Source organism: Embleya sp. NPDC005971, assembly GCF_040629175.1.
Taxonomy (GTDB): Bacteria; Actinomycetota; Actinomycetes; order Streptomycetales; family Streptomycetaceae; genus Embleya.
This window is the reverse complement of the sequence record NZ_JBEXUX010000004.1, coordinates 111,152-137,351: the sequence shown is the minus strand read 5'-3', so window position 1 is coordinate 137,351 and position 26,200 is coordinate 111,152. Positions and strand designations below refer to the sequence as shown.

At 72.5% G+C, this 26,200-nt stretch carries 16 protein-coding genes; 8 read left to right on the top strand and 8 right to left on the bottom strand.

The features are described 5' to 3' along the window. Nucleotides 1-42: 42 nt before the first annotated feature. The 3 genes from ABZ374_RS06135 to ABZ374_RS06125 form a co-directional block, all read right to left on the bottom strand. Nucleotides 43-378, bottom strand: a complete 336-nt coding sequence (locus tag ABZ374_RS06135; protein WP_360306814.1) for a WXG100 family type VII secretion target — start codon at nt 376-378, stop codon at nt 43-45. A 50-nt stretch (nt 379-428) separates the two neighbouring features. Then, entirely contained in the window at nt 429-737 is a 309-nt protein-coding gene (locus ABZ374_RS06130) for a hypothetical protein (RefSeq protein ID WP_360306811.1), read from the bottom strand. 107 nt (nt 738-844) lie between these two features. After that, nucleotides 845-2,032, bottom strand: coding sequence for a serine/arginine repetitive matrix protein 2 (locus tag ABZ374_RS06125; RefSeq protein ID WP_360306808.1), 1,188 nt, complete (start codon nt 2,030-2,032; stop codon nt 845-847). A 24-nt stretch (nt 2,033-2,056) separates the two neighbouring features. On the opposite strand from ABZ374_RS06125, the gene ABZ374_RS06120 reads away from it, so the two are divergent. The 4 genes from ABZ374_RS06120 (at nt 2,057) to ABZ374_RS06105 (ending at nt 14,490) form a co-directional block, all read left to right on the top strand. Continuing rightward, on the top strand, nt 2,057-10,366 hold the full coding sequence (locus ABZ374_RS06120; protein ID WP_360306805.1) for a hypothetical protein: 8,310 nt from the start codon (nt 2,057-2,059) through the stop codon (nt 10,364-10,366). Further along, a complete protein-coding gene (locus tag ABZ374_RS06115) occupies nt 10,363-12,987 on the top strand; it encodes a right-handed parallel beta-helix repeat-containing protein (protein ID WP_360306803.1) in 2,625 nt (874 codons plus the stop codon). The genes ABZ374_RS06120 and ABZ374_RS06115 overlap by 4 nt, the downstream gene beginning before the upstream one ends. Nucleotides 12,988-13,033: 46 nt before the next feature. After that, nucleotides 13,034-13,975, top strand: a complete 942-nt coding sequence (locus ABZ374_RS06110) for an RICIN domain-containing protein (protein ID WP_360306800.1) — start codon at nt 13,034-13,036, stop codon at nt 13,973-13,975. A 164-nt stretch (nt 13,976-14,139) separates the two neighbouring features. Next, nucleotides 14,140-14,490: a hypothetical protein gene (locus ABZ374_RS06105; RefSeq protein ID WP_360306797.1), complete on the top strand. Its 351-nt coding sequence runs from the start codon at nt 14,140-14,142 to the stop codon at nt 14,488-14,490. 163 nt (nt 14,491-14,653) lie between these two features. Here ABZ374_RS06105 and ABZ374_RS06100 read toward each other — a convergent pair whose 3' ends face one another. Continuing rightward, entirely contained in the window at nt 14,654-15,259 is a 606-nt protein-coding gene (locus tag ABZ374_RS06100) for a TetR/AcrR family transcriptional regulator (protein ID WP_360306795.1), read from the bottom strand. 90 nt (nt 15,260-15,349) lie between these two features. On the opposite strand from ABZ374_RS06100, the gene ABZ374_RS06095 reads away from it, so the two are divergent. Both ABZ374_RS06095 and ABZ374_RS06090 read left to right on the top strand, forming a co-directional pair. Then, complete coding sequence (locus ABZ374_RS06095) at nt 15,350-16,045, top strand: SDR family NAD(P)-dependent oxidoreductase (RefSeq protein ID WP_360306792.1); 696 nt, start codon at nt 15,350-15,352, stop codon at nt 16,043-16,045. Nucleotides 16,046-16,183: 138 nt separating this feature from the next. Beyond that, entirely contained in the window at nt 16,184-16,906 is a 723-nt protein-coding gene (locus tag ABZ374_RS06090) for a VOC family protein (RefSeq protein ID WP_360307181.1), read from the top strand. Between the two features lie 18 nt (nt 16,907-16,924). Here the strand turns inward: ABZ374_RS06090 and ABZ374_RS06085 are convergent, their stop codons facing one another. After that, complete coding sequence (locus ABZ374_RS06085) at nt 16,925-17,587, bottom strand: GDSL-type esterase/lipase family protein (protein WP_360306789.1); 663 nt, start codon at nt 17,585-17,587, stop codon at nt 16,925-16,927. A gap of 61 nt (nt 17,588-17,648) precedes the next feature. After that, the gene (locus ABZ374_RS06080) at nt 17,649-19,169 is read right to left on the bottom strand and encodes an FAD-dependent monooxygenase (RefSeq protein ID WP_360306786.1); all 1,521 of its coding nucleotides are present in this window, start codon (nt 19,167-19,169) and stop codon (nt 17,649-17,651) included. Nucleotides 19,170-19,489: 320 nt separating this feature from the next. On the opposite strand from ABZ374_RS06080, the gene ABZ374_RS06075 reads away from it, so the two are divergent. Beyond that, entirely contained in the window at nt 19,490-22,750 is a 3,261-nt protein-coding gene (locus tag ABZ374_RS06075) for a BTAD domain-containing putative transcriptional regulator (RefSeq protein WP_360306783.1), read from the top strand. On the opposite strand, the gene ABZ374_RS06070 is transcribed toward ABZ374_RS06075, so the two are convergent. After that, entirely contained in the window at nt 22,747-23,853 is a 1,107-nt protein-coding gene (locus ABZ374_RS06070) for a helix-turn-helix transcriptional regulator (RefSeq protein ID WP_360306780.1), read from the bottom strand. The two genes, ABZ374_RS06075 and ABZ374_RS06070, sit on opposite strands and share 4 nt — an antisense overlap. Before the next feature lie 188 nt (nt 23,854-24,041). On the opposite strand from ABZ374_RS06070, the gene ABZ374_RS06065 reads away from it, so the two are divergent. After that, nucleotides 24,042-25,475 carry an FAD/NAD(P)-binding protein gene (locus ABZ374_RS06065; RefSeq protein WP_360306777.1) on the top strand — a complete coding sequence of 478 codons (1,434 nt, stop codon included), beginning with the start codon at nt 24,042-24,044 and terminating at the stop codon, nt 25,473-25,475. Between the two features lie 111 nt (nt 25,476-25,586). On the opposite strand, the gene ABZ374_RS06060 is transcribed toward ABZ374_RS06065, so the two are convergent. Next, nucleotides 25,587-26,054 (bottom strand): MarR family transcriptional regulator, encoded by a 468-nt coding sequence (locus ABZ374_RS06060; protein ID WP_360306774.1) that lies wholly within the window; start codon nt 26,052-26,054, stop codon nt 25,587-25,589. Nucleotides 26,055-26,200 lie beyond the last annotated feature (146 nt).

Genomic DNA, 26,200 nt, shown 5'->3' with positions numbered 1-26,200 from the left:
GCGTGCGCGGCACCCACACGAGGAAGGCGCGGCGGCCGGCGGCTACTTGTGGGCCGCCGCGTCTGCCTTCATCTTCGCGATGGCGGTGTTGATGTCGCCCATCAGCTTGGTGTCGGAGGTGTTCAGCGAGTCCGCGATGTCGGTGAAGTTCTTGGCATACGCGTGGATGTTGCTCGCCGAGTTCTTCATCTGCTCGTTGAAGGTGCGGTACGCCTCCTGCAAGGCGGGGCTGGCCTTCTCGAACACCAGGCCGTCGTGGAGCAGATTGGCGACCTGGGTCTGCAGATTGTCGAGCTCGTTGGAGATGTCGGTCAGTTTGGTGCCCATCCGTGTGGCCGCGCTGCGGATTTCGTCGTAATCGATCTTGATGTCGGCCATCGGGTCCTCCGAAGGGGTCGGTTGTCGGGTGGCGACGCGTGGACGGGCGGCTACTGGGAGGAGTGCACCTTGTCGGCGATGTCCTTGTCCATGTCCTGAACCGACTGCATGATCTGCCGGAACTGCTGCGCGTAGCCCTTGATGCTCTCGGTCGCGGCGGTGAGCGCGACGCTGAACTTGTCGTACTGGGCCTGGAGGGCCGGGCTGGCCTTGACGAGCACGAGGTTGGTGGTCAGCAGACTGTCGACCTCGGCCTTGGCCTCCTTCATCCGGGGCACGAGCGTGTGCTCGACGCTGTTGTCCAAGAGGTTGGACACCCGGGTGATCTCGGCGTAGCTGAGTTTGATGTTGGCGCCCATGGCGAATCTCCTCGAACGGAAGCGGAAGCGGAAGCGGAAGCGGGAACGGAAGCGGGAACGGAAGCGGAGACGGGAACAGGAACGTCGGCGGCCGGCGGAGCGCCGGCTCAGTCGACGCGGCCGCCGGGCGGCGGCTTGCCCACGTTGCGGTCCGGCTTTTCGTGTTTGCCGGAGGAGGCGTCCGCGTCGGCGAACTTGGGATCGCGCCGCCACTCGCCCCTGGGTCCGTCACGGATGTAGTGCTCGGTCGTCTTCCCGGAATGGCTGATCATGGTCCCGCTGCCGTCCTTCTCGATGGTGAAATCGGACGTGGCCGTGGTGCCGTCGCTCATCTTGGTGGTGATCGTGTAGTCACGGACGTCGATCTTGTCCGGCTCGTCGCCCTTGTCGTCGCCGTCCGGAATCTCGACCATTTCCGGGGGGCCCTTGTACGTCGTGGTCGTCTCGTAGTTCTGCCCCTGCGGATTGGTGATCGTCGACGTCTCCTTGATGATGTTGTTGTTCTCGTCCAATTCGACGCTGACGTCGATCTTGCCGTTCTTGTCCTCGTAGTGAAACGAAGTCGGCGGTTTGTCATCGGGCTTGGGCGGCTCTTCGCCGGGATTGACGGGCGTGCCGTCCTCGCCCTTGGCGATCCAGGCGGCACACCACGCGGGCGCCTCCGGGTCGTGGCATACGTGCCGGATGGTCTCGTCCGGGTGGGCGCGGAAGTATTCGGTGGCGCCGATCGAGGCGAGGTAGGCGTCCCACTTGGCCTTGTCGGCGAGCCACTTGTCGTGCGCGGCCTTGGCGTTGCGCCATTTGTCGAGTCCCAGGCCGGCGGTGATCAGACCCGCTCCACCGGAGATCCTCGCGTCCTCGTCAAAGAAGAGGTCGGACACCGCCTTGAAGTTGTCGGCGAGCTTGTTCAAGCCCTCCTTGGCCTTGGCGGTGCGGGATCTCGAATGGTGATAGAAGCTGTTGAACGCGGTCGAGAGGCCGGAGGTGCCCAGCGCGGCCCGGCGTTCGGCGGCACCCGCCTCGCCCAGCTCACGAAATGCCCCGCCGGAGCCGGAATCTGCCTGATTGGCAAGGTTTCTCAGCTTCGTGTTGATCTCGTGCAGGTTGGTGTAGTCGATGGCGAAATCCGCCATTCGGATCTCCTGTCCCTCGCCCGACTCGCGTGGTGCGCCCGCGCTGCGAACCACTCCCATTTCTGTACGCGTCACATCCATCGGGGGTTCAATCGAGATTGTCGCGAGGAAGAATGAACCCGGCGAACCGAAAGCGCGTACAAAAGAGCGCCGTGGTTGCACGAATCGAGCGAGAGAGGCGCTTCGATGGCTCGTCCCGGGGACTGGAGTGCGCTCGGCCTCGACGGTGATCCCACTCCAGGCGACGCCGACCGGATCGACCGGGTGATCGCCGCGGAGCTCGCGTTCGTCGAACTCTCGCGCGACATCGACAACGGTCTGACCGAGGTCAAGAACACGTCGAGCACGATCTTCGTCGGCAAGACGGCGGATGCCCTGCGGGGCGTGATCGACGGCAATCTGCGCGACTACATCGCCACGTTCCGCAAGGCCCACGAGGACGTCCGCAGCGCCCTGACCCTCTACGTCGGGGTCATGCGCCACGAGCAACACCGCGCGGACACCGCCCTGTCCGCCGCCGCCGCGCTGGCCGCGGACGACGAGGAGGGCAGGGCCGCACACAAGGCCACCGCCACGGACGCCAAGTCCGTCCTGGCCGCCGCGGCCGACACCGCCGCGCGCAAGATGATCGCCGCCGGCCAGTCCATCGCCTCCCCCGTGGACGAGTGCGAGGAGTTCTGGAAGGCGCTCGGCTGGATCGCGATGATCCTGGCCATTCCGGCGATCTTCGTCGGCGGCCCGCTGGCGCTGCTCAGCATCGCCCTCAACGTCGCGCTCCTGATCAAGACCGCGATCGACTTCGCGCACGGCAAGGCGTCCGTCACCCAGCTCGTGTTGGGCATCCTGGGCATGATCTCGCCCACCACCAAGGGCCTGAGCCTGGGCGCCCTGTGGACCGGCATCAAGGGCGCCGGCGGCCGGGGGATCATCGGCACCAAGAACTTCTTCACCGGCGGCGCCAATTCGTTCGGTCTGTTCGGTCGGGTCGGATTGGGCATCGACGACGCGGTGGCCGCGGCGGGTGCGTGGATCAGGGGCGGCGCGCAGGGACTCAGAATCGGTCCCAATCTGACCCACATCCCCGGCATCGGGAAGTTGGGCGGCAACCTCGGGAACGGCATCAAGTTCTTCCCGCTCGGCGCCGAGCTGACCGTGATCAACCTGGCCGGCGCCAAGACGTTCTTCGGCCTGCGCGCGGTGGCGAGCACGATCAACGCGTTCAAGAATCTCGGTACCTCGATCGCGAACGGCCTGAGCGGCTTCAAGGGGCTGCGGCTGTTCCTGCCGGTGGCGGCCGACGAGATGGGCAAGGGCCTCGGGCTCGCCTTCCGGATCGGCTTCATCGACCGCGGCATGTTCGGCATGTACCGCTACGGGGCCTTCATCGACGGCAAGTTCATCGGTGCGGGCTCCAAGATCTCCGCCGGCGCGAACGCCGGGTTCAACGCGTTCGGGCACGGCGGCGAGCTGGTCAAGCTGCCCAATGTGCACCTCGGCAGCTTCGACTCGGTGCACATGGGTCCGCTCGGCGGCGCGTTCGACATGCCGTCGTTGTCCACGAAGTTCACCAACGGGTTCGGCCGATTCGACGTGATCGATCTGCCGTCGCCGAACACGTTCGGCACCGGCTTCCACGCCGGCAACTTCCCCGGCCTGGGCACCTTCCTCGACGACATGGGCGGACTGAACGCGCTCACGCACCTGCCCGGAATCGGCGCCAGGATCGCCGACATCCCCTCGTTCTCGTTCACCGGGTCGGGCCTGACGCACCTCGCCGGAAACATCTCCGTCCCGCACGGGATCACCGGCCTCGGCGCGACCGGGGTCAACGCGCTGCCGCCCGCGCTCGGCCACATCAGCATCCCGAACCTGGACACCGTCGGCGCCGGCGTGGCCAACAGGATGCAACTGGGCCTGCCCGGATCGAGCGCACTGGTGCACGACCTGCCCACGCCCGCCACGAGCGCGCACACCGGACTCGACGGCCTCGGCACCGTCGCCCTCCCCCAACCGGGCCACGTCGCGATGCCGGACGTGTCCACGCCGGCCCTGCCGCACGTCAACGTCTCGGGGGTCGGCGCGCTCCCGCTCACCACGCACATCCAAACGCCGAACGTCGGCGCGATCCCGAACACCGGCCAGATCGTCACCCCTTCGGTCACCGCCGTCGGCGCCCTCGGGCACGTCGCGACGCCGAACGTCGGCGGCCTGCCCGCGGTCGCGCACGTGGCCACCGCCCACACCGGCACCCCGATCCACCCGGCCGACGTGAACACGCCCCACCTCGGCGGACTGCGCGTCGACGGCGAGACCTCGCTCGTCGGGCCCGGCGCGAACGCGGTCGACGTCAAGGGCGTCCAGGGCCTCGGCGGCGCCGGCACACACATCGACGTCAACGGCAGCCGGGTGCTCCTCGGCGGCCCGTCGTCGGGCGCGGTGCCGGTCCACGCGACGCCGGGCGGCCTGCCGGGCGTCCCGGCGATGCCCGGCGGCCTCGCCGGCGGCGCGCACCTCGTCCCGGCGAACGGGGCGGCGCACAACCTGAACGTGTTCATGATGCACGGCGTGCAGTACGACTTCGCGCACACGTTCGGCACCATCCCCGGCCTGAACGGCGTCGAGGTACGGGTCCTGCCGAGCACACAGGCCGGCCGTACCGTCGACATCCACATCGATCCCGGCGGTCGCGCCGACCTCTCCGCGACCCACATCACCGTCGGCGACCAGGAGGTGCTGCGGATCGAACGAGCCCTCGGGGACGGCGGCACGCACCGCTGGGACTACGAACTCAGCGCCGCGAACAACCATCGGCTCCTCGACGACCAGATCATCGACGCCCAGGTCACCGGCCCCGTCCCCGGGCAGGCCATCGAGCTGACCACGCTGCCCACCCCGCAACTCGCGCACACCACGACCACCGGGTCGACCGTGCCCGCCGTCGCCGGGCCGGGCCCGCGTGTCGTCGACATCCCGGGGCTGTCCGGCGCACACCTCGAATACCGCGTCGGCGACGGCGGCGGCATCGAGGGCATCCGGATCGCCGGCGGTCCGGACGCGTCGCACCCGAACGTCCCGCGCCTGATCGGTCCGACCGGGAACCACATCGCGCGCGTCGAGCAGTCCGTCGTGCCGAACGTCGAGGTCCGCCGCTGGGACTTCGACCTCTCGGCCGAGGGCGGGCGGCTCGACCGCATCGAACGGCGCATCACCCTCACCGGCGGCGAGCACGACGACACCCTGGTCGCGATCCGGGTCGACCCGAACGACCGAATCCTGGGCGTCACCCACGTCGACGGCGAAGGCAACCTCCTGCACACCGACCCGGACGCTCCGCCCGTGCGGGTCGTCGACGCGGGCATCGTCGTCCCCACGCCCGGCGGCTTCCGGCTCTACGACCCGGCGACCGGCACGCCGTCGGGCACCGGCCTGCGCCTGATCGGCAGGGACGGCCCGCTGGCGCTGCACGTGCTGACCCCGGACGGCGGCGGCGCCCGGGCCCTGGTCGGCGCGGACGCCGGCCGCACCCTCGGCGTCGTCTCCGTACCGGAACACGCCGGCGGCATGCTCCATGTCGTCCCGACCGGCACCGGCCCGAGCGTGCGGGTCTTCGGCGCCGACGGCCGCTTCTCGCACAACTCGCTGCCGCTGACCGGGATCGACCGATCGACCGTGGCCGGCGGCCACATCCGCTCGCCGCACGTCGGCACGCCCCAACTGGCGCACGCCGACGGCAGGCCGGTGCCCGACACCGAAGTCATCCGCCAGATCGGCAACGAGTTCCGGATCCGGCACGGCGGCGGCCGGTTCCACGTGGACGCCGGCGGCGCCCGCGCCCACGACGTGGTGACCCTGACCACCCCCGACGGCGCCACGACGGGTCTGCACGTGTTCACCCCGGTCGGCGGACCGAACCGACTGCCGCACCTGCGCGCGGGCGACGGCGCGCCGACCACGACCGCGGCCGTGCGCACCGTCGACAACACGTTCCACGTCACCGGCACCGCCGGGCAGCCGCACGTGGTGCAGGTGCACACGCCCGGGGGTGCCCACTCGCACGACGCCCTGCCACTCACCGGCGGCGGCGCGCCGGGCGGCTTCATCCGGCTGCCCGACCACCCCGGCGGGCTGCCGCAACTCGCGCACGGCGACGGCAGGATCGTGCCGAACACCGACGTCGTCGGGCAGCACGGCGGCGGATACCTCGTGCATCACCCCGAGGGCACGATCGTGGTGAACGACGCGGGCGCGCATACCCACGACGTCCTCGGGCTGACCGGCGGTCACGGGCCCGGGCGGTTCGTGCACACCCCGGTGGGCACCCCGGACGTGCCGGTGCCGCATCCGAGCGACCGGGGCGGGGTACCCGACCCGAACCTCACCGTCACCCGGGTCGGCGGCGAGCTGCGGCTCACCGACCCCGACGGGTCGTTCGCCACGCACGGTCTCGACGGCGTGCACCGCCACGACGCGACCCACCTGCGCGGCGGCCCGTTCGAGGGCCGGTTCGTGCGTTTCGACGGCCGGGACGGCACGCTCGTCGACGAACACCTCGCGGCCGTCCCGAACACGCACGTCGTACCCCAGCCGGGGATCACGACCGAGGGCTTCGTGCGTCGGGCGGGCACGCCCGGTGCCGGCTTCCGGGTCGGCGACGGCACCGACCACATCATCGTCGACATGCACGGCGCGCACCGCTTCGACGTGGTCGGCCTGCGCGGGGCCGACGGCGCCCCGACCCACGAGTTCGTCTTCGCCCCGGTCCCGGTCGCCGGAGCGGCGGCACCCGGTCCGCTGCCGCTGGTCAAGGGCGCCGACGGCGGCAACCTCGGGTTCACGGTGGTCGGTCGTCCCGACGGCACGCTCCGGGTCACCGACGCCGCCACCGGGATGTTGCGGGGCTTCTCCGGCACCGGCGCGTTCGAGTTCCAGGTATTGCGCCTGACCGGGGCCGGCGGTGCCGAACTGCCGGAACTGGTCCGAGTGCACCCGGGCGGGGCACACACCCTGGTCGCCGACGGCCTCACCGACATCGCGAACCGCACCGTGCACACCCGCCCCGGCGGCGGGTTCCATGTCGGCGGCGCCGACGGCGAGTTCCGTCTGTTCGGCCGAACCGGCGGGCTCGACTTCCACGTGACGCCGCACCAAGTCCCGCACGGGGACGGCAACATCACCGTGTTCCGGGTGAACGACGGCACCGGAGCCCACCGGTTCGACACGATCCCCCTGTCCGACGCCCGGATCGGCAGCCCCGAGCACACCCGCTTCCTGAACATCGCGACGGGCGACCTGCGGGTCCTCGACGGCCATCTCGACCCGCTCCCGGGCCTGCGGGCGACTCCGGAACCCGGCGGCGGCTACCGGATCGACGGCATCGGCGCGCGCACCGGCGAGTTCCAGCGGTTCGACGCGGGCGGGCGCCTGGAGTTCCAACGCATCGACATCGTCGGCGCCCGAGGCGGAATCGACCCGAACCGACACTTCGAGATCACGTACCCGGCGGGCGGCGACGGCGCGTGGTCGCTGATACGCACCGACGCGCACGGCCTGCACGTCCCCACGCCGGGCCCGCGCAAGTGGTTCGAGGGCGGCCCGGTCGACCCGAAGGGTGCGGGCGCCGGCCGGGTACACCTGATCAGCCACCTCCAGGTCACCGTGTTCGAACGGCGCACACTGCCCGACGGCGGCATCCTCGACGCGCACCACTCGTCCGCGTCGCTGGGCACCTTCAGTCGGTTCAATCAGCGCGGCCGGTGGGCCGAGTTCGACATCAACGGCAACCTGGTGCACGACGGCACCCGGCACTGGGGGGAGAGCACCCGAAGCTGGTTCGACGTCGAGAGCGTGCTCGGCTTCGACGTGCGGGTCCGGCACTTCCAGCTCAGCGCGGACGGCGGGCACGTGCTGGCGGACCTGCGCCATCTGCCGGCGACCCAGGGGTTCGCCGCCGACACCAGGTGGGTGCGGTTCGACGCCGACTTCCGGGCGATCGCGTCCGGCGACCGGCACTGGAGTTCGGGTCCCGGCCGCGGCTGGACCGACAACATGCACCACCCGCTCACCAACGAGATCGTCACCGTCCAGAAGAAGTTCGGCCGCTTCCAACCCGGTCTGCACGACGTACGCCGCTACCACCAGGTCGAGTTGGACCCGGGCGGCGTGCCCAAGCGCGACTGGGTCTCCCGCCACGCCGACGGCAACGTCAACGGGCTCGGCAAGACCCTGCACAACGGCGACTTCCTCATGTTCGAGCGTTTCGCCGAGCAGCGACCCCCGGTGTTCTTCCGCAACCTGTTCAGCGCCGAGTTCCGCGCCACCGACCTCACCCGGCACCCGTGGCTGGCCCACGACAACCGGCTGCGGGTGGGGACCTGGAGCCAGGAGCCGGCAGCCGGCGGCCCCAAGACGTACGGCGTGCAGTTCATCACCAACAACAAGACGGTGATCGACGTCGGGCGGGGCGGCGACATCGTCCGCGAGACCCGCACCCTGCGCAACGGCGCCACCCTCACCGTCGGCGACGTCCGGCTGCCCGACGTAGCCGGGGCGCAGGTGGCCCACCGCCCCGGCTACCTGCCCTGGTCCGAGGGCGTCGGCGGCCTGCAGGGTCACCGCACGTTCGTCGAGGGCGACTTCGTGGTGACCCCGGGCACGGGCACTCGGCAGATCACCTGGCAGGACCGGATCACCGACGACCTGGCCGACGGCAACTGGTACTCCCCCGGCACCAAGGAGTGGCGGGTGGTCCGCACCGGCTTCTCCGACGGCACCTTCATCGACTACCGGCCCAGGCCCGCCGGAGGTGCCGGCGAGCCTGGCCCGAACACCCGCGGCCTGATCGACGCGCACGCCGGCGACTGGACCCGGTACGACCACCACGGCATGGTCGTCTCCCGCTCGGACTCCTTCCCCACGCCCGACGGGAGGGGACACCTCGACATCGTCGGCACCATGGGGCGCAACCCGGGCGAGTTCCGGTGGCACGACGCGGCCGATCCCGGCGTCGGCGGCAAACGCATCACCGCGTTCAAGACGCAGATCACCCGGTTGCACTTCGACCGCGAGTCGTTCCAGGACTTCGACGCGGCGGGCAACCTGATCCGCGATCACCGACAACTCGGCGAGGGCCTGAGCGTGCAGGGATGGCGCGGTCTCGACGCCGGGGGCAACGAGGTCTGGCACTGGAACAAGTTGGACGCGGACAACAACGTGATGAACTTCGGCAACGGCGTGGGCGACCGGATCCGGCACTGGTTCGACGCGAACGGAAACCGGCTCCCCGGCTGGACGAAGGGCGCCCGGTGGTCCGACCGGATCGCCGGCCTCGACCACGAGGTCGTCCAGGAGATCCCGGCGCGCAAACGCACCAACGCCTTCCGGGACTTCTTCACCGACAGCCCGTTCCGGGTGCGCGACTTCCGACCCACCCCCGCCACCCAATTCAACCGGCACCTGTGGCAGGAGTCCGACCAGGGCATCCTCGCGCAGGTGAAGATCCGGCTCTCGGACGACACGTTCGCGGAGATCAACAACTTCAACAAGCACGCGCGGCGCTACGACGTCGACGGCATCACCGTCATCAACGAGCGCACGATCCCCGGATACATCCACGAATACGACGCCAACGGCGGTGTCGTCATCGGTCGCGAGACCCACTTCACCGGCCTGGCCAACGAATACCGCGGCCTGAACCGCACCTACCGCGAGCCGAACCGCTGGGGCTACGGTCCGTCCGTCGACGGCGAGGCGGTCCCGGAGCCGTTCATCCTGCGGGCGATCGAGTCCATCGGTATCGACATGGGGCACGAGTTCCTGCTCGACTTCACCGTGAACCTCGTCGTGCTGTCCATGGTCCGGGTGCTCTCCGGCAACGGACTGAGCATGATCGACGTCGGACGCGCCGCGTTCGGCGCCGCGTTGAGCTCGATGACCAGGGGCACCGTCTCGGCGGCGCACCTGTCGGCCAACCGGGGCGGCTGGAAGGTGCACTGGTCCAACATCGACTACGGGCAGCCGGGGAGTTGGCGGCCCAACGACGACAGTTGGCCCACCGAGTGGGGGGCGAACGAGCGCCCGGTCCGCTGGCGCGGCGGCACCTACGAGTTCGCCGTCGGCCTCGGCGTCGGCACCCTGGCCGGGTTCGTCAGCGGCGCGTCGCAGGCCGCGCTCTTCGGGGTCCGCGGCGCCGACGGCGCGATCATCAGACTCACCGGCGGCGACGCCGCGTTGGCCGGTCTGGCGTCCAGTGTCGGCGGCGTGCTGGGCACCGTCTCGGTCGGCGCGCTCCGGGCCCTGGTCCAGCACTCGATCGGCAGTCGGTGGGTGCACCGACAGGGTCCGATGGACATCTTCCTGATCGGCGCCCTGGGCAAGATGGTCGACAAGCTCGTCGGCCTGCTGGTACTCGGTCCCGCGACCGTGCGCCTGATCGGGCACGTGCCGGACGGGACGTCGTCCGACAACCTACTGCCAGGATCGGGAACGGGTACCGGATGAGCACCGCGGCAATCCACGTCGACCCCACGAGCCGCCGGAGCCGACGCACCATCGCGGCCGCGCTCGCGGGCGCGCCCGCCGGCGCCGAGATCCTGATCGCGCCCGGCGAGTACACCGAGAACCTGCGGCTGGAGCGGCGCGTGATCCTGCGCCCGGAGCACGGCGAGGGCACCGTCGTGCTGCGCGCGCCCGCCGGCGTCGCGCTGACCGTCGCCGCCCCCGACTGCCTGGTCCGCGGCCTCGTGCTGCGGGGCGCCGACCCGGCCGAGCCGGTGGTCCGGGTGGAGGACGCTGCGGGCCTGACGCTCGACGGGTGCGAACTCGACCGCGGCCGGGTGGACGTGGTCGGCTCGGCGACGGCGGCCGGCGCCGCGCGCAACGCCGCGCTCGGCTTCGCCGACACCCTGGCGGCCGACCTCGGCGATCCGACCGGCGGTGGCGTCCTGCTGCTGCGCCGAAGCCGGCTGCACGGCGCCCGGCACGGGGCCCTGGTCCTGGCCGGCGACGCCCGGGCCCGGGTCGAGGACACGGATGTGGAGACCATCGACGGCATCGGCGTGGCGCTGTCCGACCACGCGGTGCTGATCGCCGATCGGTTGCGGGTGTGCGACACCTCCGGCTCGGCGTTGCGAGTGCGCGGCGACGCGCGGCTGTCCGCCCGGGACAGCACGCTCGATCGCGCCGGGCGCAACGGTGTCCTGGTCGAGGAGCGCGGCGAACTCCGCCTCGACGACTGCCGGATCCGCGAGGCCGGGCGCAGCGGCGTGCAGGCCGACCACGAGGCCCGGGTGCACCTGGTCGACTGCCGGATCACCGACGCCAAGGGCAGCGCGATCGCCGGCGGCGGCGCGGCGCGACTGACCGCGCACGGCTGCCGGATCGACTCGCCGGCCGGCAACGGCGTGGTCGCCCTCGGCGTGTCCGAGGTGACGATGACCGCGACGCTGGTCGCCCGTACCGGATTCACCGCGGTCCACCTCGGCGAGAACGCCCGGGCCCGGATCGGCGGTTGCCGGCTCGACGGCAGCGACGAACACGGCCTCGCGGTGGTGGCCCACGCCGAGGCGGAGGTGCTGGACAGCACCGTCGGCGGGGCCGACATGTGCGGCGTGCACGTGGCCGACGAGGCCCGGCTGACCATGCGCGCCTCCCGGGTCGAGGGCGGCGAGACGGGGGTACGGCTGCGCTCGTCGGCGGAATGCGAACTGCGCGAGTGTGTGGTGAGCGGACAACGCCGGACCGGCGTCGAGATCGGGACCGACGCGGTCGCCGCGCTGTACGCGACGCGGATTGCCGAGACGGGCAGCGCGGGGGTCAGCGTCGACTCCGGCGCCCGGCTGCGGATGGACGGCGGCGGCGTCTTCGCGGTCGGCGGCAGCGGGCTGGTGGTGGGGCAGGGCGCCGAGCCGACGGTGCGCGGCATCCGGGTGGACGGGACCGGGAAGAACGGCATCCTGTTCGGTGCGGGCGCGCGCGGGGTGATCGAACACAGCGACCTGTCGGCCTGCGCGTACCCGGCCCTGCACATCGGCCGCGACGCCGAGCCGAGGTTCGTCGGTTGCCGGGTCTTCGACTGCGCGCGGGACGTCGGCTACGCCGAGGGCGCCCGTGCGGTGTTCGAGGAGTGCGTGTCCGTCCGAGTGGTCGCCTCGTCGCTGCCCGACCAGTCGCCGGGATCCCCCCGGTCGCCGCGCGAGCCGGCCGCCCCGGGAGGCGGCCTCGCCCCGGCCGGCGCGTCGGCCGCCGCGCCGGCGCCGGTGTCGGTCGATCTGGCCGAACTGGGCGAGGCTCCGCCGCCGCCGGAGACCCTGGACGACCTGCTCGCCGAACTCGACGAACTCGTGGGCCTGGGCGGCGTGAAGCGCGATGTCGGCGGCATGGTCAAGCTCATGCAGACGGTCCGCATGCGGCAGGAGGCCGGTCTGCCCGCACCGCCGCTGAGCCGGCATCTGGTCTTCGCGGGCAACCCGGGCACCGGGAAGACGACCATCGCGCGCCTGTACGGCAGGCTGCTCAAGGCGCTCGGGTTGCTGGAGCGCGGCCACCTGGTCGAGGTCGACCGCAGCGCCCTGGTCGGCGAATACGTGGGGCACACCGGGCCGAAGACGACCGAGTCGTTCAACCGGGCGCGCGGCGGCGTGTTGTTCATCGACGAGGCGTACGCCCTCGTGCCCGCCGGTGTCGCGAACGACTTCGGCGGCGAGGCCGTGGCGACGCTCGTCAAACTGATGGAGGACCACCGGGACGAGGTCGTGGTGATCGTCGCCGGATATCCGGGCGAGATGGAGCGGTTCATCGCGTCGAACCCGGGTCTGTCCTCGCGGTTCACCCGCAGCCTGTTGTTCGACGACTATTCGGCCGACGACCTGGTGCGCATCGTCGAGCACCACGCGAGTCGGCACCGCTACGAACTCGGCGTCCCCGCACGCAAGGCGCTGGGCGAATTGTTCGCCGCGATGCCGCGTGGCGCGCAGTTCGGCAACGGCCGCACCGCGCGGCAGGTGTTCCAGCAGATGACCGAACGTCAGGCCATGCGGATGGCCGAGATCGATACACCCGACGCGCGGCAGTTGGTCCTCCTCGACGAGGTCGACCTGCCGCAACCGGTCGGCTCCGACTGACCGCGCACGCCCCCCTCGTCAGCACCGTGCCCATGAAGGAGATCTCGTGTCCGACCCCAACGACACCGGCGCGCACGTCGGTTCGTCGGCGCCCTCGTTGGCGCAGGTGTACGCCCGCCGCCCGGCCCGTCCCCGGCGCGGTCTGCTGCCGGGGCGTCGGGTGTGGGTGTCCCTCGGCTCGGCCGCGGGCATCGCCGCGGTCACCACGCTGGCCGTGGCCGTGGCCCCGAACGGCTCGGGTGGCAACGCGGCGGCCGGCCGGACGGTGGCCGCCGCCGCAGGGGCGCCGGGGGGCGCGTCGACGGGGGGTCCGGGGGTGGTCGGCGTGCCGGGGGTGACCGGTTCGCCCGGATCGTCCGGCTCACCCACCGCCGCGTCACCGACGGGCGGCGGGGCGACGCCGCCCTCGGGTGGCGCTCCCGAGGTGCCCGCCGGCCCCGAGACGCCCGGTGCGGCCGGCCCGGGCGCGCCGGCCGCCGCACGGCCCCCCGCGGCCGAACAGCCCGCGACGAAACCGGATGCGCCCCGGCAGGTGCCCGCGGCCCAACCCACCACGGCCCGGCCCAAGGCCGCCGCGCCCCCGGCGGCACCGCCCGCTCCGCCGCCGAACGTCCCGGGCAACCCGCTGCGCAACCCGTCCACCGGCAAATGCCTGAGTGGGTCGGCGGGTTCCGACGGTACGCCGCTGGTCCTGTGGTCGTGCAACGGCAACGCGAATCAGAAGTGGGACATCCGCTCGGACGGCACGATCCGCACCAAGGGCCTGTGCATGGACGCGGCCTGGGGTTCCACCGCGAAGGGCACCGTCGTCCAACTCGCCTATTGCAGCGGCAATCCCGCCCAACAGTTCGTCCTGGTCGGCACCTACATCTTCACGAAGAACGCCGGCATGTGCGCCGACATCTGGGATTTCAAATCCAACGACGGCGCGGCGATCCGCCTGCACCCCTGCCACTACGGCGCGAACCAGGTCTGGCAACGCGGCTGACCCGGTAGCGGGGTCGCCACCGGGATGAGGCCATCCGGGTGGCGACCCTACGCACATCGATGTACGGCTCGTTCGTTCCCGTGCGTGATGACCCGGTTACCCGATCCGGGGATTCTGGACGTGTGCTCCCACCAGGAGAGCCACATCCCGCCCCGGAGGCAACCATGCGTACTCCCACCCGTTCCCACCGGCGAGCAACCCTGGCGTCGGCCACCGCCCTCGCCCTGGCAACCACCGCCGCCCTCGCACTCTGCACCCCCACCGCCACCGCCGCCGCGCCCGACGCGGAGCCCTTGGAGTGCGCCCCCATCGTCGCCCAGGACACCCACGTCGGATTTCCCACCTGGCGCTGGGCGGACGTCCGCAACGACTGCGGACGCCGGGTGAACGTGAGCGTTCAGGTCTCGGGCTGGCCCGACCCGGAATGCCAATACCTCGCCCCCGGCGAAACCAAGCGCTTCCGCTGGGACTCCACCGGCGGCCCGGCCAACTACACCTGGGACTGCGGCGGCTGACCCCGCCTCACCCCCGGACCCGCCCACTCGCCCGGCCGACGCGCCGCATCCACAGCGTGTCGGCCGGGCGCGACGCGTCGTCCCCCGCATTCGACATCGACATCGCGGCCCCCGATCGCCGTCGAGTCGCGGCCGGATCCGGTGCCACCGATTCCGTGCGTGCTCAATGCGGGCGCGGCGCCGGCCTGAGCAGGGCCCGGACGAGGGTGTCCACCAGTGTGACGGGGATGCCCGACCCCGTCAGGGCGCAATAGACGATCGGGCCGACGAGGGCGTCGAGCGCGGCGTCCGGGTCGAGTTCGGGGGCGATCTCGCCGGCGTCGACGGCGCGGGCGAGCAGGTCGAGTTCCCGGTCGCGGCGTGGACCGAGGTAGCGCTCGCGCAGGCGCTCGGCGGTGTCGGGATCGTGGTGTGCCTCGGCAAGGAGCGCGAGCAGCACCTTGCCGGCGGGGTCGTCGGTGACGAATCGAGCGAAGTCGCCCAGGTAGTCACGGATGTTCGCCGCCGTGGCCTGCCCCGTCGGGATGGGAAAACGTTTGTCGCTGTCCTCGATGAGCGTGTCGAGCAGGATCTCGACCTTCGAGGGCCACCAGCGGTAGATCGTCTGCTTGGCGACGCCGGCCCGCCGCGCGATCGCCTCGACGGTCAGCGCGCGGAAACCGTGCTCGACGAGCAGATCGTCCGCGGCGTGCAGCACGGCCAACCGGGCGGTCTCGTCGCGCCGGTTGCCGGAGCGCGGCCTGCGGGGCTGAGTGTTCGCGACTGGCATGTGGGACACGATATCCGCCGGCGAGGCCCGTGCGATTGTCTAGACGCGACGTCGCGTCTAGACTGAGACCCCCACCACGAAGGAGTGCATGTGTCCACCACGTCCGATCGCCACGCCCTCGTCATCGGAGCCTCACAAGGACTGGGACTCGTCCTCGCCGACGAACTCGCCCGACGCGGTTGGCAGGTGATCGCCACGACCCGCCGGGACGGCGGCGAGCTGCAAGCACGTGCCGATGCCTGGAACGGGCGGCTCGAAATCGAACCTCTGGAGATGACGGACCCCGCACAGCCGGCCGCTCTGCGCGAGCGGTTGACGGGCCGTTCCCTGGATCTGCTCTTCGTCAACGCCGCGATCGATCGGGGCGACCTGCCGATCGACCGGGTCTCGACCGACATGTTCACCGAGGTGATGGTCACCAACGCGTTGAGCCCGCTGCACACGCTCGAAGCCCTGCGCACACTGGTCGCGCCCGGCGGAACCGTCGCGGTCATGTCCTCCGACCAGGGCAGCGTCTCGCGCAACACCGAGGGCGGTTACGAGCTGTACAAGGCCAGCAAGGCCGCACTCAACCAACTGATGCGCAGCTACGCCACCCGCCACGCCGACGACGGACACACCAAGCTGCTGATCGACCCCGGCCACAACCGCACCCGGCTCGGCGGATTCGACGCGCCACTCGCCCCGCAGGAGAGCATCCCGGCCGTCGTCGACGTCCTGGAGGCACAGGCCGGCGCCCCCGGCCTCCGGTTCCTGGACCGCCACGGCGAGACCGTCCCGTGGTAGACCTCCGGCCGGGGCACCGGCGCCGCGCCGCGAATACTCGGATGCGGCGACGCCGGCTCGCCTCTAGGCTGCCGCCCGGCGGGCGCCTGCTCGGCGCCCGGTCGGCACGGTCGGTCGGTGGAACGGGGATACCAGGGAATGACCTGTCAACTCTTTGCGGTCTGCTTCGATGCGAACCAACCGGCGCGGCTCGCGCGCTTCTGGTCCGGAGTCCTGGATCGGGAGATGATCGACGATCCGCACGAGGGCGTCGCGCTCCTGCCCGGTGACGGGACCGGGTTCCGCATCCGGTTCCGGCCGACCTCGGAGCCGAAGGCGGGCCAGAATCGGCTGCACTTCGACCTGACGAGTACCTCCCCGGAGGACCAGCGGCAAACCGTGGCCGGGGCGCTGGAACTCGGCGCACGGCACACCGATGTCGGCCAACGCCCGGAAGAGGGTCACGTGGTGCTCGCCGACCCCGAGGGCAACGAGTTCTGCGTCATCCGGCCGGGCAACGAGTTCCTCGCCGGTTGCGGCTTCCTGGGCGCGGTGTCCTGCGACGGCTCGCAGGAGGTCGGCTACTTCTGGAGCAAGGCGTTGGATTGGCCGCTGGTCTGGGATCAGGACCAGGAGACCGCGATCCGCTCGCCGCTCGGCGGTTCCAAGATCACCTGGGGTGGCCCGCCGCTGATGCCCAGGCTCGGCCGGGACCGCCTGCACTTCGACCTCGTCACACCCGCCGACGGGGATCACCGGGCGGAGGTCGACCGGCTGCTCGCCCTCGGCGCGACCCTGGTCGACCCCGCGCCGGACGAGACCGGCCGGGTGACGATGCTCGACCCCGACGGCAACGAGTTCACCGTGGCGACGCCCCGCTGACCGACCGGCCCGGCCCGCTCACCCGACCAGGCGCAGCCAGGCCGCCGCGAGCGCGGCATGCCCGGCCGGCGTCGGATGCACACCGTCGGCGGCCCAGTACTTTGCCCCGGTCGTCGCGGCGAGTTCGGCGAACATGCCGTCGGCGGCGAGCAGATGCGCGCCGTACCTGCGGGCGAGTTCGCGCACGACCTGGATCTTCGGGTCCAGGTCGGCGCGCCACTCCCGCCGCACGTCCGCGCCGAGTCGCATGTCGCCGACCTCGACGGGACCGCTGATCGGCAGGAGGAACGGCTCGATCAGGATCAGGTCCACGCCGGCCTCGGCCAGGGGCGCGAGCAGACGGTCGTAGCCGGCGGCGAAGTCCTGCGCGGAGATCACGTGGCCGTCCGGGGCGTAGGTGTGCCAACCGACGTCGTTCATGCCGACGAGGATCGACAGCACGTCCGGGCGCGCGTCGAGCACGTCCGCCTGCCAACGGGATTCGAGGTCCGACACCTTGTCGCCCGCCTGCGCGGAGTTCAGCCAGGTCACGGCCCGGTCCGGGCGCCGGAATCCCCACTCGCCCGCGACCCGCAGCGGGTAGCCGAACCCGAGACCCTGCTCGCCGGCCGACCGTTGGCAGTCGGTGATCGAATCGCCGGTGAACATCACGGTGCTGCCCGGCCGGAGGGTGATCGTCATGTGCGCTCCTTGAAATGCGTGGGGAATGGAAATCTCGCGTCGGTGGTGGGTTCGCGCGCCTTCAGGCTTCCGGGCCACCGAACCACCGGTCGGCGGCCTGCTCGAACGCACCGCGATCCGGGTCGCGATCACCCACCCAGGCGACCACGCCGTCGGGACGGACCAGCACCGCGCCCAGGCCGAGGTCGTTGCACGCCGGACCGGCCGCGTACCGGATCCGGCTCTCCCGGCCCATCTCCGCGCCGTGCAGGGGCCGGTCGGTGCCGAAGTCGAGTGCGACGCCTCGTCCGTCCCGCATCAGGTCGCCGAGGCGAGTGCCGTCCCGGAGCCGAAAGTCCGGGGCGTTGCGGCCGACCAGCGGGTGTTCGCCGCCGAGGTCGTGGCGGTTCGAGGATCCCGACAACCTCTCGAACACGTAGGTCGTGCCGTCGCGTGTCCCGAGCAGGTCGCGCAACACACCCTGGATCGCCCGGGCGTGCGGGTCCGGCTTCATCACCGCGGCCTGGGCGCGCGTCCAGTCGAGCACTCCCGCACCGATCGCATGGCGCTCGCGGGTGTAGGTGTCGAGCAGGCCGTCCGGCGCGTGTCCGTGCACGGTCGCCGCGAGTTTCCAACCCAGGTTCACCGCGTCGCCGAGGCCGAGGTTGAGTCCCTGTGCACCGAGGGGCGAGTGGATGTGGGCGGCGTCGCCCGCGAGCAGGACGCGCCCCTGCCGATAGGTCGTCGTCTGCTTGGCCCGATCGGTGAAGCTCGACACGAGATGCACGTCGTTCAGCGTCACGTCGGTGCCCGATACCCGGCGCAGCACCGCCTGCAGATGCTCGCGAGTCGGCCGCCGCGAACGATCGAACGCGCCGCCGTCGAACTCCAGCATGCCGATGTACCCGGCCGCGGGCGTCCGCAGGTACATGCCGGTCGGCGTCGGATGGAACCCGGGGCGCAACTTTTCCGGATCGGCGATGTCGGCGAGTACGACGTAGCCGGTGAACTGCGGCTCGCTGCCCACGAAGTCGAAGCCCGCGAGCCCGCGCACCGCGCTGCGTCCGCCGTCACAGCCGATGACCCAGCGCGCGGCGTACTCGTGCTCGCCGGCTCGCGCGACCGCGCTCTCGTCGTCCTGCGCGATCGCGGAGACCGCGACGCCGCGCCGGACCTCCACGCCGAGCTCGGCCGCCCGCTCGGACAGCACCGCCTCGACCGCTTCGAGAGTCGTCATCACGCCGTCCGCGGCCGGGCCGGGAAGCCGGAACGGCAGGGCGGCGACGTCGACGTCGGCCGGATCGAGCATCATCCCGGCGAAGTGGCCCACGCCACGAGGGGGTGACGGCTCGTCCGCGTCGGGTTTCGCGTCGGGATCCTCGTCGATGCCCGACGCCGCCAGGAGCGCACGCAACATCCCTCGGCGGTGGAAGATTTCGACCGACGCGGCCGACAGGCCCCGCATGCCGAGCGGGTCCGCCTTCCACGGGGAGCGGGGTTCCGGATCCCGCTCGACCACCAGCACCGAGCAGCCCGCAAGGCTCGACTCGCAGGCCAGGAGCAGACCCACCGGGCCGGCCCCCACGATCACTACGTCATGCACGAGAACTCCCTTCCTGCCTCCCCGTCCTGTTCTCGGAGGCATGCACACACTGACCCGGGCCGCTCACACGAGGCACACACGGCGCTGACATGGGCGGCACACCCGGGGTACCGCCCGGACAACCGCCATGCGCAAGGCACCCGCGCACGAAGCGCCCGCGCGGAACCGCCCGCATGCGAAGGCACCCGTACACGGAACGCCCGCGCGGAACCGCCCGCATACGAAGGCACGCGCGCACGAAGCGCCGCCTGTACATGGGCGAAAGGCTCGCTCGCCGCCCTGATTTGGTGACTCGACGGTGCGCGCGCAAGGATCGGCGGATGGACGGGGGTGCGCGGCTTCGCGTCACGCTGCTCGGTGCCGTTCGGGCATCGCGTGGTGGTGCCGCGCTGCCCGTTCCGGGTGCGCGGTTGCGGGCGCTGCTCGTCCGGCTGGCACTCGCCGGCGGGCGCGCGGTCGACGAGGGTGTCCTGGTCGACGCGATCTGGGCCGAGGACCTGCCGGCCGGCCCCGCCCACGCCCTCCAGGCACTCGTTTCGCGGCTGCGTCGGATCCTCGGCTCGGCCGGCGACGTCGCTCGGGTCGCGGGCGGCTACCGGCTGGACCTGGCCGCGGCCGACGTGGACGCGCTGCGATTCGAGCAGCTCGCCGCGGCCGGCCGGGACCGCCTGCGCGCCGGTGACGCGAATGCCGCGGCGGCCGTGCTCGGCGAGGCCGTGGAGTTGTGGGGCGACCGTCCCGGAGCCGAGCCCGCCGCCGTCGCCGCGGTGGCACCCGCGGCCGCGACCCGGCTGGCCCACACCTCGGTGGAGGCCGTCGCCGACCTCGCCGCCGCCGAGCTGTCCCTGGGCCGTGCCGACGCGGCCGCCGCCCGGCTGACCGCCCTGCTCGCCGAGCACCCCGGGCACGAGCGGGCCGCCGCGCTGCTCATGGACGCGCTCGCCGCCCAGGGTCGCCAAGCCGATGCCCTGGCCGTCTACGAGCAGGTCCGCGCGACCCTGGCCGACATCCTGGGCACCGACCCGGGCGCCGCCCTGCGCGAACGCCATCTGCGCCTGCTGCGCGCCGAGCGACCCGCGCCCGACCTCACGAGGAAGCCGCGGTCGAGCAACCTGCCCACGCCGCTGACCAGCTTCGTCGGGCGGGCCGACGACCTCGCCCGGATCGACGCACTGTTGGCCGGCGGGCGTCTGGTCACCGTGCTCGGTCCGGGCGGCGCCGGCAAGACCCGGCTCGCCGTCGAGGCCGCCCGCCGCCACCACCACGAGTACCGCGGGGGTGCCTGGCTGATCGACCTCGCCGCGGTCACCGAGCCGGCCGAGGTCGGCGCGGCGCTGCTCGCCGCGCTCGGGCTGCGCGGCCCGGCGCTGTTCGAGGCTTCGACCGAGCTGCGCGACGACCCGGCCGGCGAGCCGGCCGTGCTCGCCGAGCTGCTCGGCGGCCGGGAAACCCTGCTCGTCGTGGACAACTGCGAACACCTGATCGACGCCGTCGCGTGCCTGCTCTCGGCGCTGTTGAGCCGCTGCGCCGACCTGCGGGTGTTGGCCACCAGCCGGGAGCCGCTGGCGATCGACGGCGAGGCGCTGGTCCCACTGGGCCCGCTCGCCCTGCCCGCGGCGGACGCGGACGTCGAGCAGGCCCGCCGTACCGCGTCGGTGCGCCTGTTCACCGAGCGGGCGGCGGCGGTGCGGCCCGGTTTCGACGTCGACGAGCACAACCGCGGCGAGGTGCTGCGCATCGTCCGCAGCCTGGACGGCCTGCCGCTCGCGCTCGAACTGGCCGCGGCCCGCCTGCGTACGCTCTCGCCGGCCGACCTGGCCGCCGGGCTGTCCGACCGGTTCCGCCTGCTCGGCACCGGCAACCGGTCCGCGTTCCCCCGGCACCGCACGCTGCGGGCGGTCATCGCGTGGAGCTGGGACCTGCTCGGCGGCGACGCGCGTACGGTCGCGGAGCGCATCTCGGTCCTGCCCGGCGGCGTCACGCCGGTGTCGGCCACCGCGCTGTGTGCCGGCACCGCGGTGCCGGCCGGCGAGGTCCCGGAGTTGCTCGCCGGCCTGGTCGACCGGTCGTTGGTGCAGCTCGCGCCGGACACCGGCCGATACCGGATGTTGGAGACGATCCGCGAGTACGGCCTGGCGCGCCTGGCCGAGCAGGGTGTGCTGACCGGGGTGCGGGGCCTGGCCGCTCGTGGCTTCGCCGACCTGGTCGCCCGGCAGGACCCGCTGCTGCGCGGCCCCAAGCAGCTCGACGCACTGCACGTGTTGCGCGCCGAGTACGACAACGTGCTCGCCGCCCTGCGCCACCTCTGCGACCTCGGCGATGCCGGCGGTGCGATCGGGCTCGCGCTGAACCTGACCTGGTATTGGCAGATGTCCGGTGGGCAGCGCGACGCGGCCTACTGGCTCGGCGAGGCGGTCGCGCTGCCGGCCGAACGGCCGAGCGTGCAGCGCGACATCGCCGAGGGGATGTTGCTGCTCAACACCATCTCCACCCGGAGCGTGCTTCTCAACGACGCGATCAAGGAGCGCCGCGAGGAACTGCGGGCGCTCACCGACCGGTTGACGAGCCATCCGGAACTTCCGGGCTTCGGCGGCGCGTTGGTCGCGATCAGGTTGGCCTCCCTGGCGGAGACCGAGGCGTCGCCGACGCTCGTCCGGCGGTCGGCCGACGGGCCGGACGGGTGGTCGGCCGGGCTGGCCCATTTGTTCCGCGCCCAGTTCGCCGAGAACCGGGGCCGGCTCGACCGGGTCCGCGACGACGTGACCGCCGCGCTGGAGTGCTTCGCCCGGGCGGGCGACCGGTGGGGCCTGGCCGCGGCGCTGCCGCTGCGCGCGCTGTTGCGCCAACACGACGGCGATCTCGAAGGCGCACTGGCCGACTTGGACGACGCCAAGCGGCTGGTGGGCGAATTCGGGTCGCTCCGCCTCGGCGACGAGATCTTCATCGACCTGCGCTGGATCGACCTGAACATGCGGCTCGATCGGAACGCGCGGGCGATCGAGATGATCGCCGCCACCCGGGAGCGCGCGCTGCGCTCGGCCTCGCCCGAGATGGCGATTCTGCTCGACGCGCGGGAGGCGGGCCTGCGGGTGCGGCTCGGTGACCTGGATCGGGCGCGCGCGCTGGTCGAGTCGGCCGAGGCCGGGCTGCGGTCCGCGCGGCTGCCGTCCGACGGCGACCACGGGCAGGCGCTGATCGGCGTGGCCCGGGCCGCGCTGTGTCTCGAACTCGGCGACGGGTCGGGCGCCGAGGCGGCGCTCGGGCGGGCCTACGCGGCGGCGGTCGACAGCAACGACATGCCGATTCTGGCGACGGTGGCGGTGACCGTGGCCGGCCTCGCCGCGCGGTACGGGCGGCACCGGGACGCGGCCCTCGTGCTCGGCGCGGCGGCCCGCCTGCGCGGCGCCCACGACCGTACCGATCCGCCGGTGCGCACGCTGACCGACCGAGGGCGGGCCGCGCTAGGCGACGAACTCTTCGCCGAGGCATACGACACGGGTTGGCGGCTCGACACACCGGCGGCCCTGACCCGCGCCGATCCGGCCCACCTGCGCCGCGCCGGCGGGATGCACCGTAGTTAGGCCGGAACGCCCGGGGACCCGTCGAGCGTCGGGGACGCGGGCCAGTGCTGGGCGGTGAACAGGCGGGCCACCAGGGCGCCTCGGGTCGAGACGTCGGTCTTGGCGAAGATCGTCTTGAGGTGGTCGCGGACCGTGTGCGGCGAGATGAACAGCGCCGCGGCGATCTCGGCGGTGCTGAGGCCGCGCGCGGTGAGCTGGGTGATCTGGAGTTCGCGCGAGGTCAGGCCGTACGCCTCGGCGACCAGCACCGCCAGGTCGGCGGGCGTCGCGGGCTCGATCACCAGGGCCACCGGGCCGGGCCGGCCGCCGGGTCCGGTCAGGCACGAGGCGTGGCAGCTCAGCCAACGGCCTTCGGTGGTCCGGATCCGCACCCGGGCGCTGCCTCGGTCGCGGCCGTCGGCGATGGCGCGGGCCTGGAGCGCCGTACCGAGCACCCAGATCGGCAGCCTCAGCCCGAGCGCCGTGGGAAACGACGGCCCCTCGGGCAGCCGCGCGAGGTGCCCGCGTGCCTCCTCGTTGGCGGAGGTGGCCTCGCCCGCTTCGTCGAAGAGGATCAGGCCGGGCGCGGGGGAATCCGTGCCGGGCGTCGACGCGGGCGACCGGGCGAACCTGCGCAGCCGCCCGGCCAGCGGACGGGACAGCTCGGCGAGCAGCGCGGTCTCCTCCGGGCGGAAGGCGTCGGTGGTGCGGAACAGGCTCACCAGGCCCCACGGCCGGTCGCCGATCCGGAGCACCGCGCGCAACTCGTCGTGTACGCCCTGGTCCAGCAGCAGCCGGCGGAACCGGGCGCTGCGGCCGGGCAGATCGCCGGTGGCCGCGCGCAGCCCGGCCGCCGGTACACCGGCCCGGGCCAGGTCGCGGAACGGCAGCACGTTCTCCTCCAGCAGTTCGCTCTGCCAGTAGGCGGCGCAGCCCTCGCCGGAGCCCATGTTCTGCACCAGCATCGGTGCGGTGATCAGGCCGGTCTCCGGGTCTGCGGCGGTCCACACGGCCGACTGGAACGGCACCTGCCGGCGCAGCCGGGCCGAGACGCGGCCGAACAAGTCGAGGGCGTCGGCGGCCTGTTCGGCCGCCGCGAGCACCCCCCGGTGTGGATCGCTCATGCCTGTCCCCCATCGATCGGCCGCCGGGCGCCCGCGCCTTCCGGTTGCCCAGCCTGGTCTGTCGCCCCATCGCACGGAACCCCTCGTTCGAGGGGGTTGTTCCCTGTCGATTCCCCGGCCGCGAGGGATGGGGCTCCCCGGCGCGGGCGGACAGGGTCGGTGGCACACGATCACCGGAGAGGGACACCATGGACATCGCAATCGTCGGGGGCGGCGCCGCGGCCGTCGGCCTGCTGCACGCGCTCGCCACCACCGAGGGCACCGCCGAAGCGGGCGGGACCGGCACCGTCACGGTCTTCGAACCGTCGCCGCACCGGTGGCGCGGGCGCCCGTACGGTCCGGATCTGGACGCGGTGCTGGTCAACACGCCACCCGCCCTGATGTCGGTCCGCAGCGGCGCCTTCGGCCACTTCGCGGACTGGCTGGGGGCCCGCGGCGGCGACCATCTCGACCCGCTCCTGGGCCAACCGCTGGTCCCGCGCGCGCTCTACGGCGAGTATCTGGTGCACGCCGCGGAGAAGGCCGTCGCGGCGCTGGGCGAACAGGGTTGGCCCGTGCGCGTGGTGGCCGCGCGGGTGGGTGCGGTCGTGCGGACCGGCACCGGCCTGGTGCTGCGCACGGACGACGGGCGCAAGTTCCGGGCCGACCGGGTGGCGCTGTGCGTGGGCGGGGGAACGGCCCCGGATCCGTACGGACTTGCCGGCGAGGCGGGCTTCACGGCCGACCCGTATCCGCTCGCCGGCTCGCTCGACCGGATCGCCGCCGCCGACCATGTCGCGGTCGTCGGCAGCGGCCTGACCGCCGTCGACGTCGTCGTGGCGCTGGCCGCGCGCCGATATCCGGGACGGATCACGCTGTTGTCCCGCAGCGGGCTGCTCCCGTACGTCTGGCAGCGCCCGGACGGTCGGCGCCCGACCCACGTGACCGTCGAGCGGGTGGCCGCGCTGCACGCCGCGCGGGGGCGTCTCGCGTTGGCCGATCTGGTCGATCTGCTGCGTACCGAACTGGCGGACGCGGGCGAGGACTTCGACGATCTCGCGGCCCGACTGCGCGGCCCGGGCGCGGACGACCCGGTCCGGCACCTGCGCGCGCAGCTCGCCGAGGTCGACGATCCCCGGATCGGCCGCCGCGTGCTGCAGGAGACGGCGCACACCGTCGGCCCCTACGCCTGGCGGCTGTTGCCCGAAGCCGACCGGGACCGGCTGCGTCGCCGGCTCCGCACGGCCACCAGCGTCGCCTCGCCGATGGTCCCGGTGAACGCCTCCGTCGTGCTGCGCCTCCTGGAGTCCGGTCAGCTCACGGTCGCCGCCGGCGTCGACGCGATCGAGCCGGTGAACGGCCGCTTCCGGGTGCACGCCGGCGGCGGCCGACACACCGCGCAGGCCGTCGTCAACGCGGTCAACTCGCCCGCGCAGGCGCTCCCGGGCGCGGCCCGGGACCTGGTGCGATCGCTGACGGACGCCGGCCTGGCCACGCTGCACCCGGCCGGCGGGGTGGTCCCCACCGACCCGCGCGTGCACGTGGTCGGCGACCTGACCGGTGGCGGCTCGTTCCTCACGTCGAGCATCGCCGGCGTCACCGCGCAGGCGTCCCGTACGGCCGCGGCCCTGCGCACCCCCTGACCGTCGGCTCCGCGCGGGCCTCCCGCTCGACACTGCGGGCACGATCGGGGCGCGGACGCCGCGGGAACGCCCGAGCGTCCCGCCCGCCCGAGGCCGGGCCCGACGCCGCGGCTACTGCGCCGGACCGCCCGCGAGGGCGGTCCGGGCGCGGTTGAGGTAGTCGCGGAACGCGCCGCGCTCGGCGCGCGAGAAGCCGTCGAGCATGCGCTCCTCCAGTGCGTCGACCTCGTCCCGGGTCCGCGCGAGCAGTGCCTGCCCCGCCGGGGTGAGCGCGATGAGCAGCCGGCGTCGGTGTGCGGGGTCGTGCCGGCGGGCGATCAGGGCGCGCCGCTCCAGGGCGGTGACCAGGTCCCGCATCGCCTGCGGGGTCACGAACGAGTTGCGCGCGAGTTCGGCGCTGGTCAGCCCGTCGCGGCGGTCGAGCACGGTGAGCGCGGTGTACTGGAGGGCGGTGATGCCCGCCGGGCGCAGCAGTTCGTCCAGGTGTGCGCGCACCGCGAGTTCGACCTGCTTGACCGCGTACAGGAGCAACGGAGCGGCCGCGCCCGGTGTGTCGTTCCCCGTGGCTCGCGCCGCCATCCGCCCACTCCCCATCCGGTGCCCCGCCAGTGATCCGCCTGTGCGCCCAGAGTCTCGCATGCCGGGACTCGCGTCCCGGACGAGTGACCATTGCACGGAATCTTGATATAAGGATTCCTGTCATTGCCTCGACGCAGAGGACCCAT

Coding starts and splice junctions, on each gene's coding strand:
- ABZ374_RS06065 (WP_360306777.1), top strand. CDS start 24,042: ATGGACATCGCAATCGTCGGGGGCGGCGCCGCGGCCGTCGGCCTGCTG.
- ABZ374_RS06090 (WP_360307181.1), top strand. CDS start 16,184: ATGACCTGTCAACTCTTTGCGGTCTGCTTCGATGCGAACCAACCGGCG.
- ABZ374_RS06085 (WP_360306789.1), bottom strand. CDS start 17,587: ATGACGATCACCCTCCGGCCGGGCAGCACCGTGATGTTCACCGGCGAT.
- ABZ374_RS06120 (WP_360306805.1), top strand. CDS start 2,057: ATGGCTCGTCCCGGGGACTGGAGTGCGCTCGGCCTCGACGGTGATCCC.
- ABZ374_RS06100 (WP_360306795.1), bottom strand. CDS start 15,259: ATGCCAGTCGCGAACACTCAGCCCCGCAGGCCGCGCTCCGGCAACCGG.
- ABZ374_RS06060 (WP_360306774.1), bottom strand. CDS start 26,054: ATGGCGGCGCGAGCCACGGGGAACGACACACCGGGCGCGGCCGCTCCG.
- ABZ374_RS06135 (WP_360306814.1), bottom strand. CDS start 378: ATGGCCGACATCAAGATCGATTACGACGAAATCCGCAGCGCGGCCACA.
- ABZ374_RS06115 (WP_360306803.1), top strand. CDS start 10,363: ATGAGCACCGCGGCAATCCACGTCGACCCCACGAGCCGCCGGAGCCGA.
- ABZ374_RS06105 (WP_360306797.1), top strand. CDS start 14,140: ATGCGTACTCCCACCCGTTCCCACCGGCGAGCAACCCTGGCGTCGGCC.
- ABZ374_RS06075 (WP_360306783.1), top strand. CDS start 19,490: ATGGACGGGGGTGCGCGGCTTCGCGTCACGCTGCTCGGTGCCGTTCGG.
- ABZ374_RS06070 (WP_360306780.1), bottom strand. CDS start 23,853: ATGAGCGATCCACACCGGGGGGTGCTCGCGGCGGCCGAACAGGCCGCC.
- ABZ374_RS06130 (WP_360306811.1), bottom strand. CDS start 737: ATGGGCGCCAACATCAAACTCAGCTACGCCGAGATCACCCGGGTGTCC.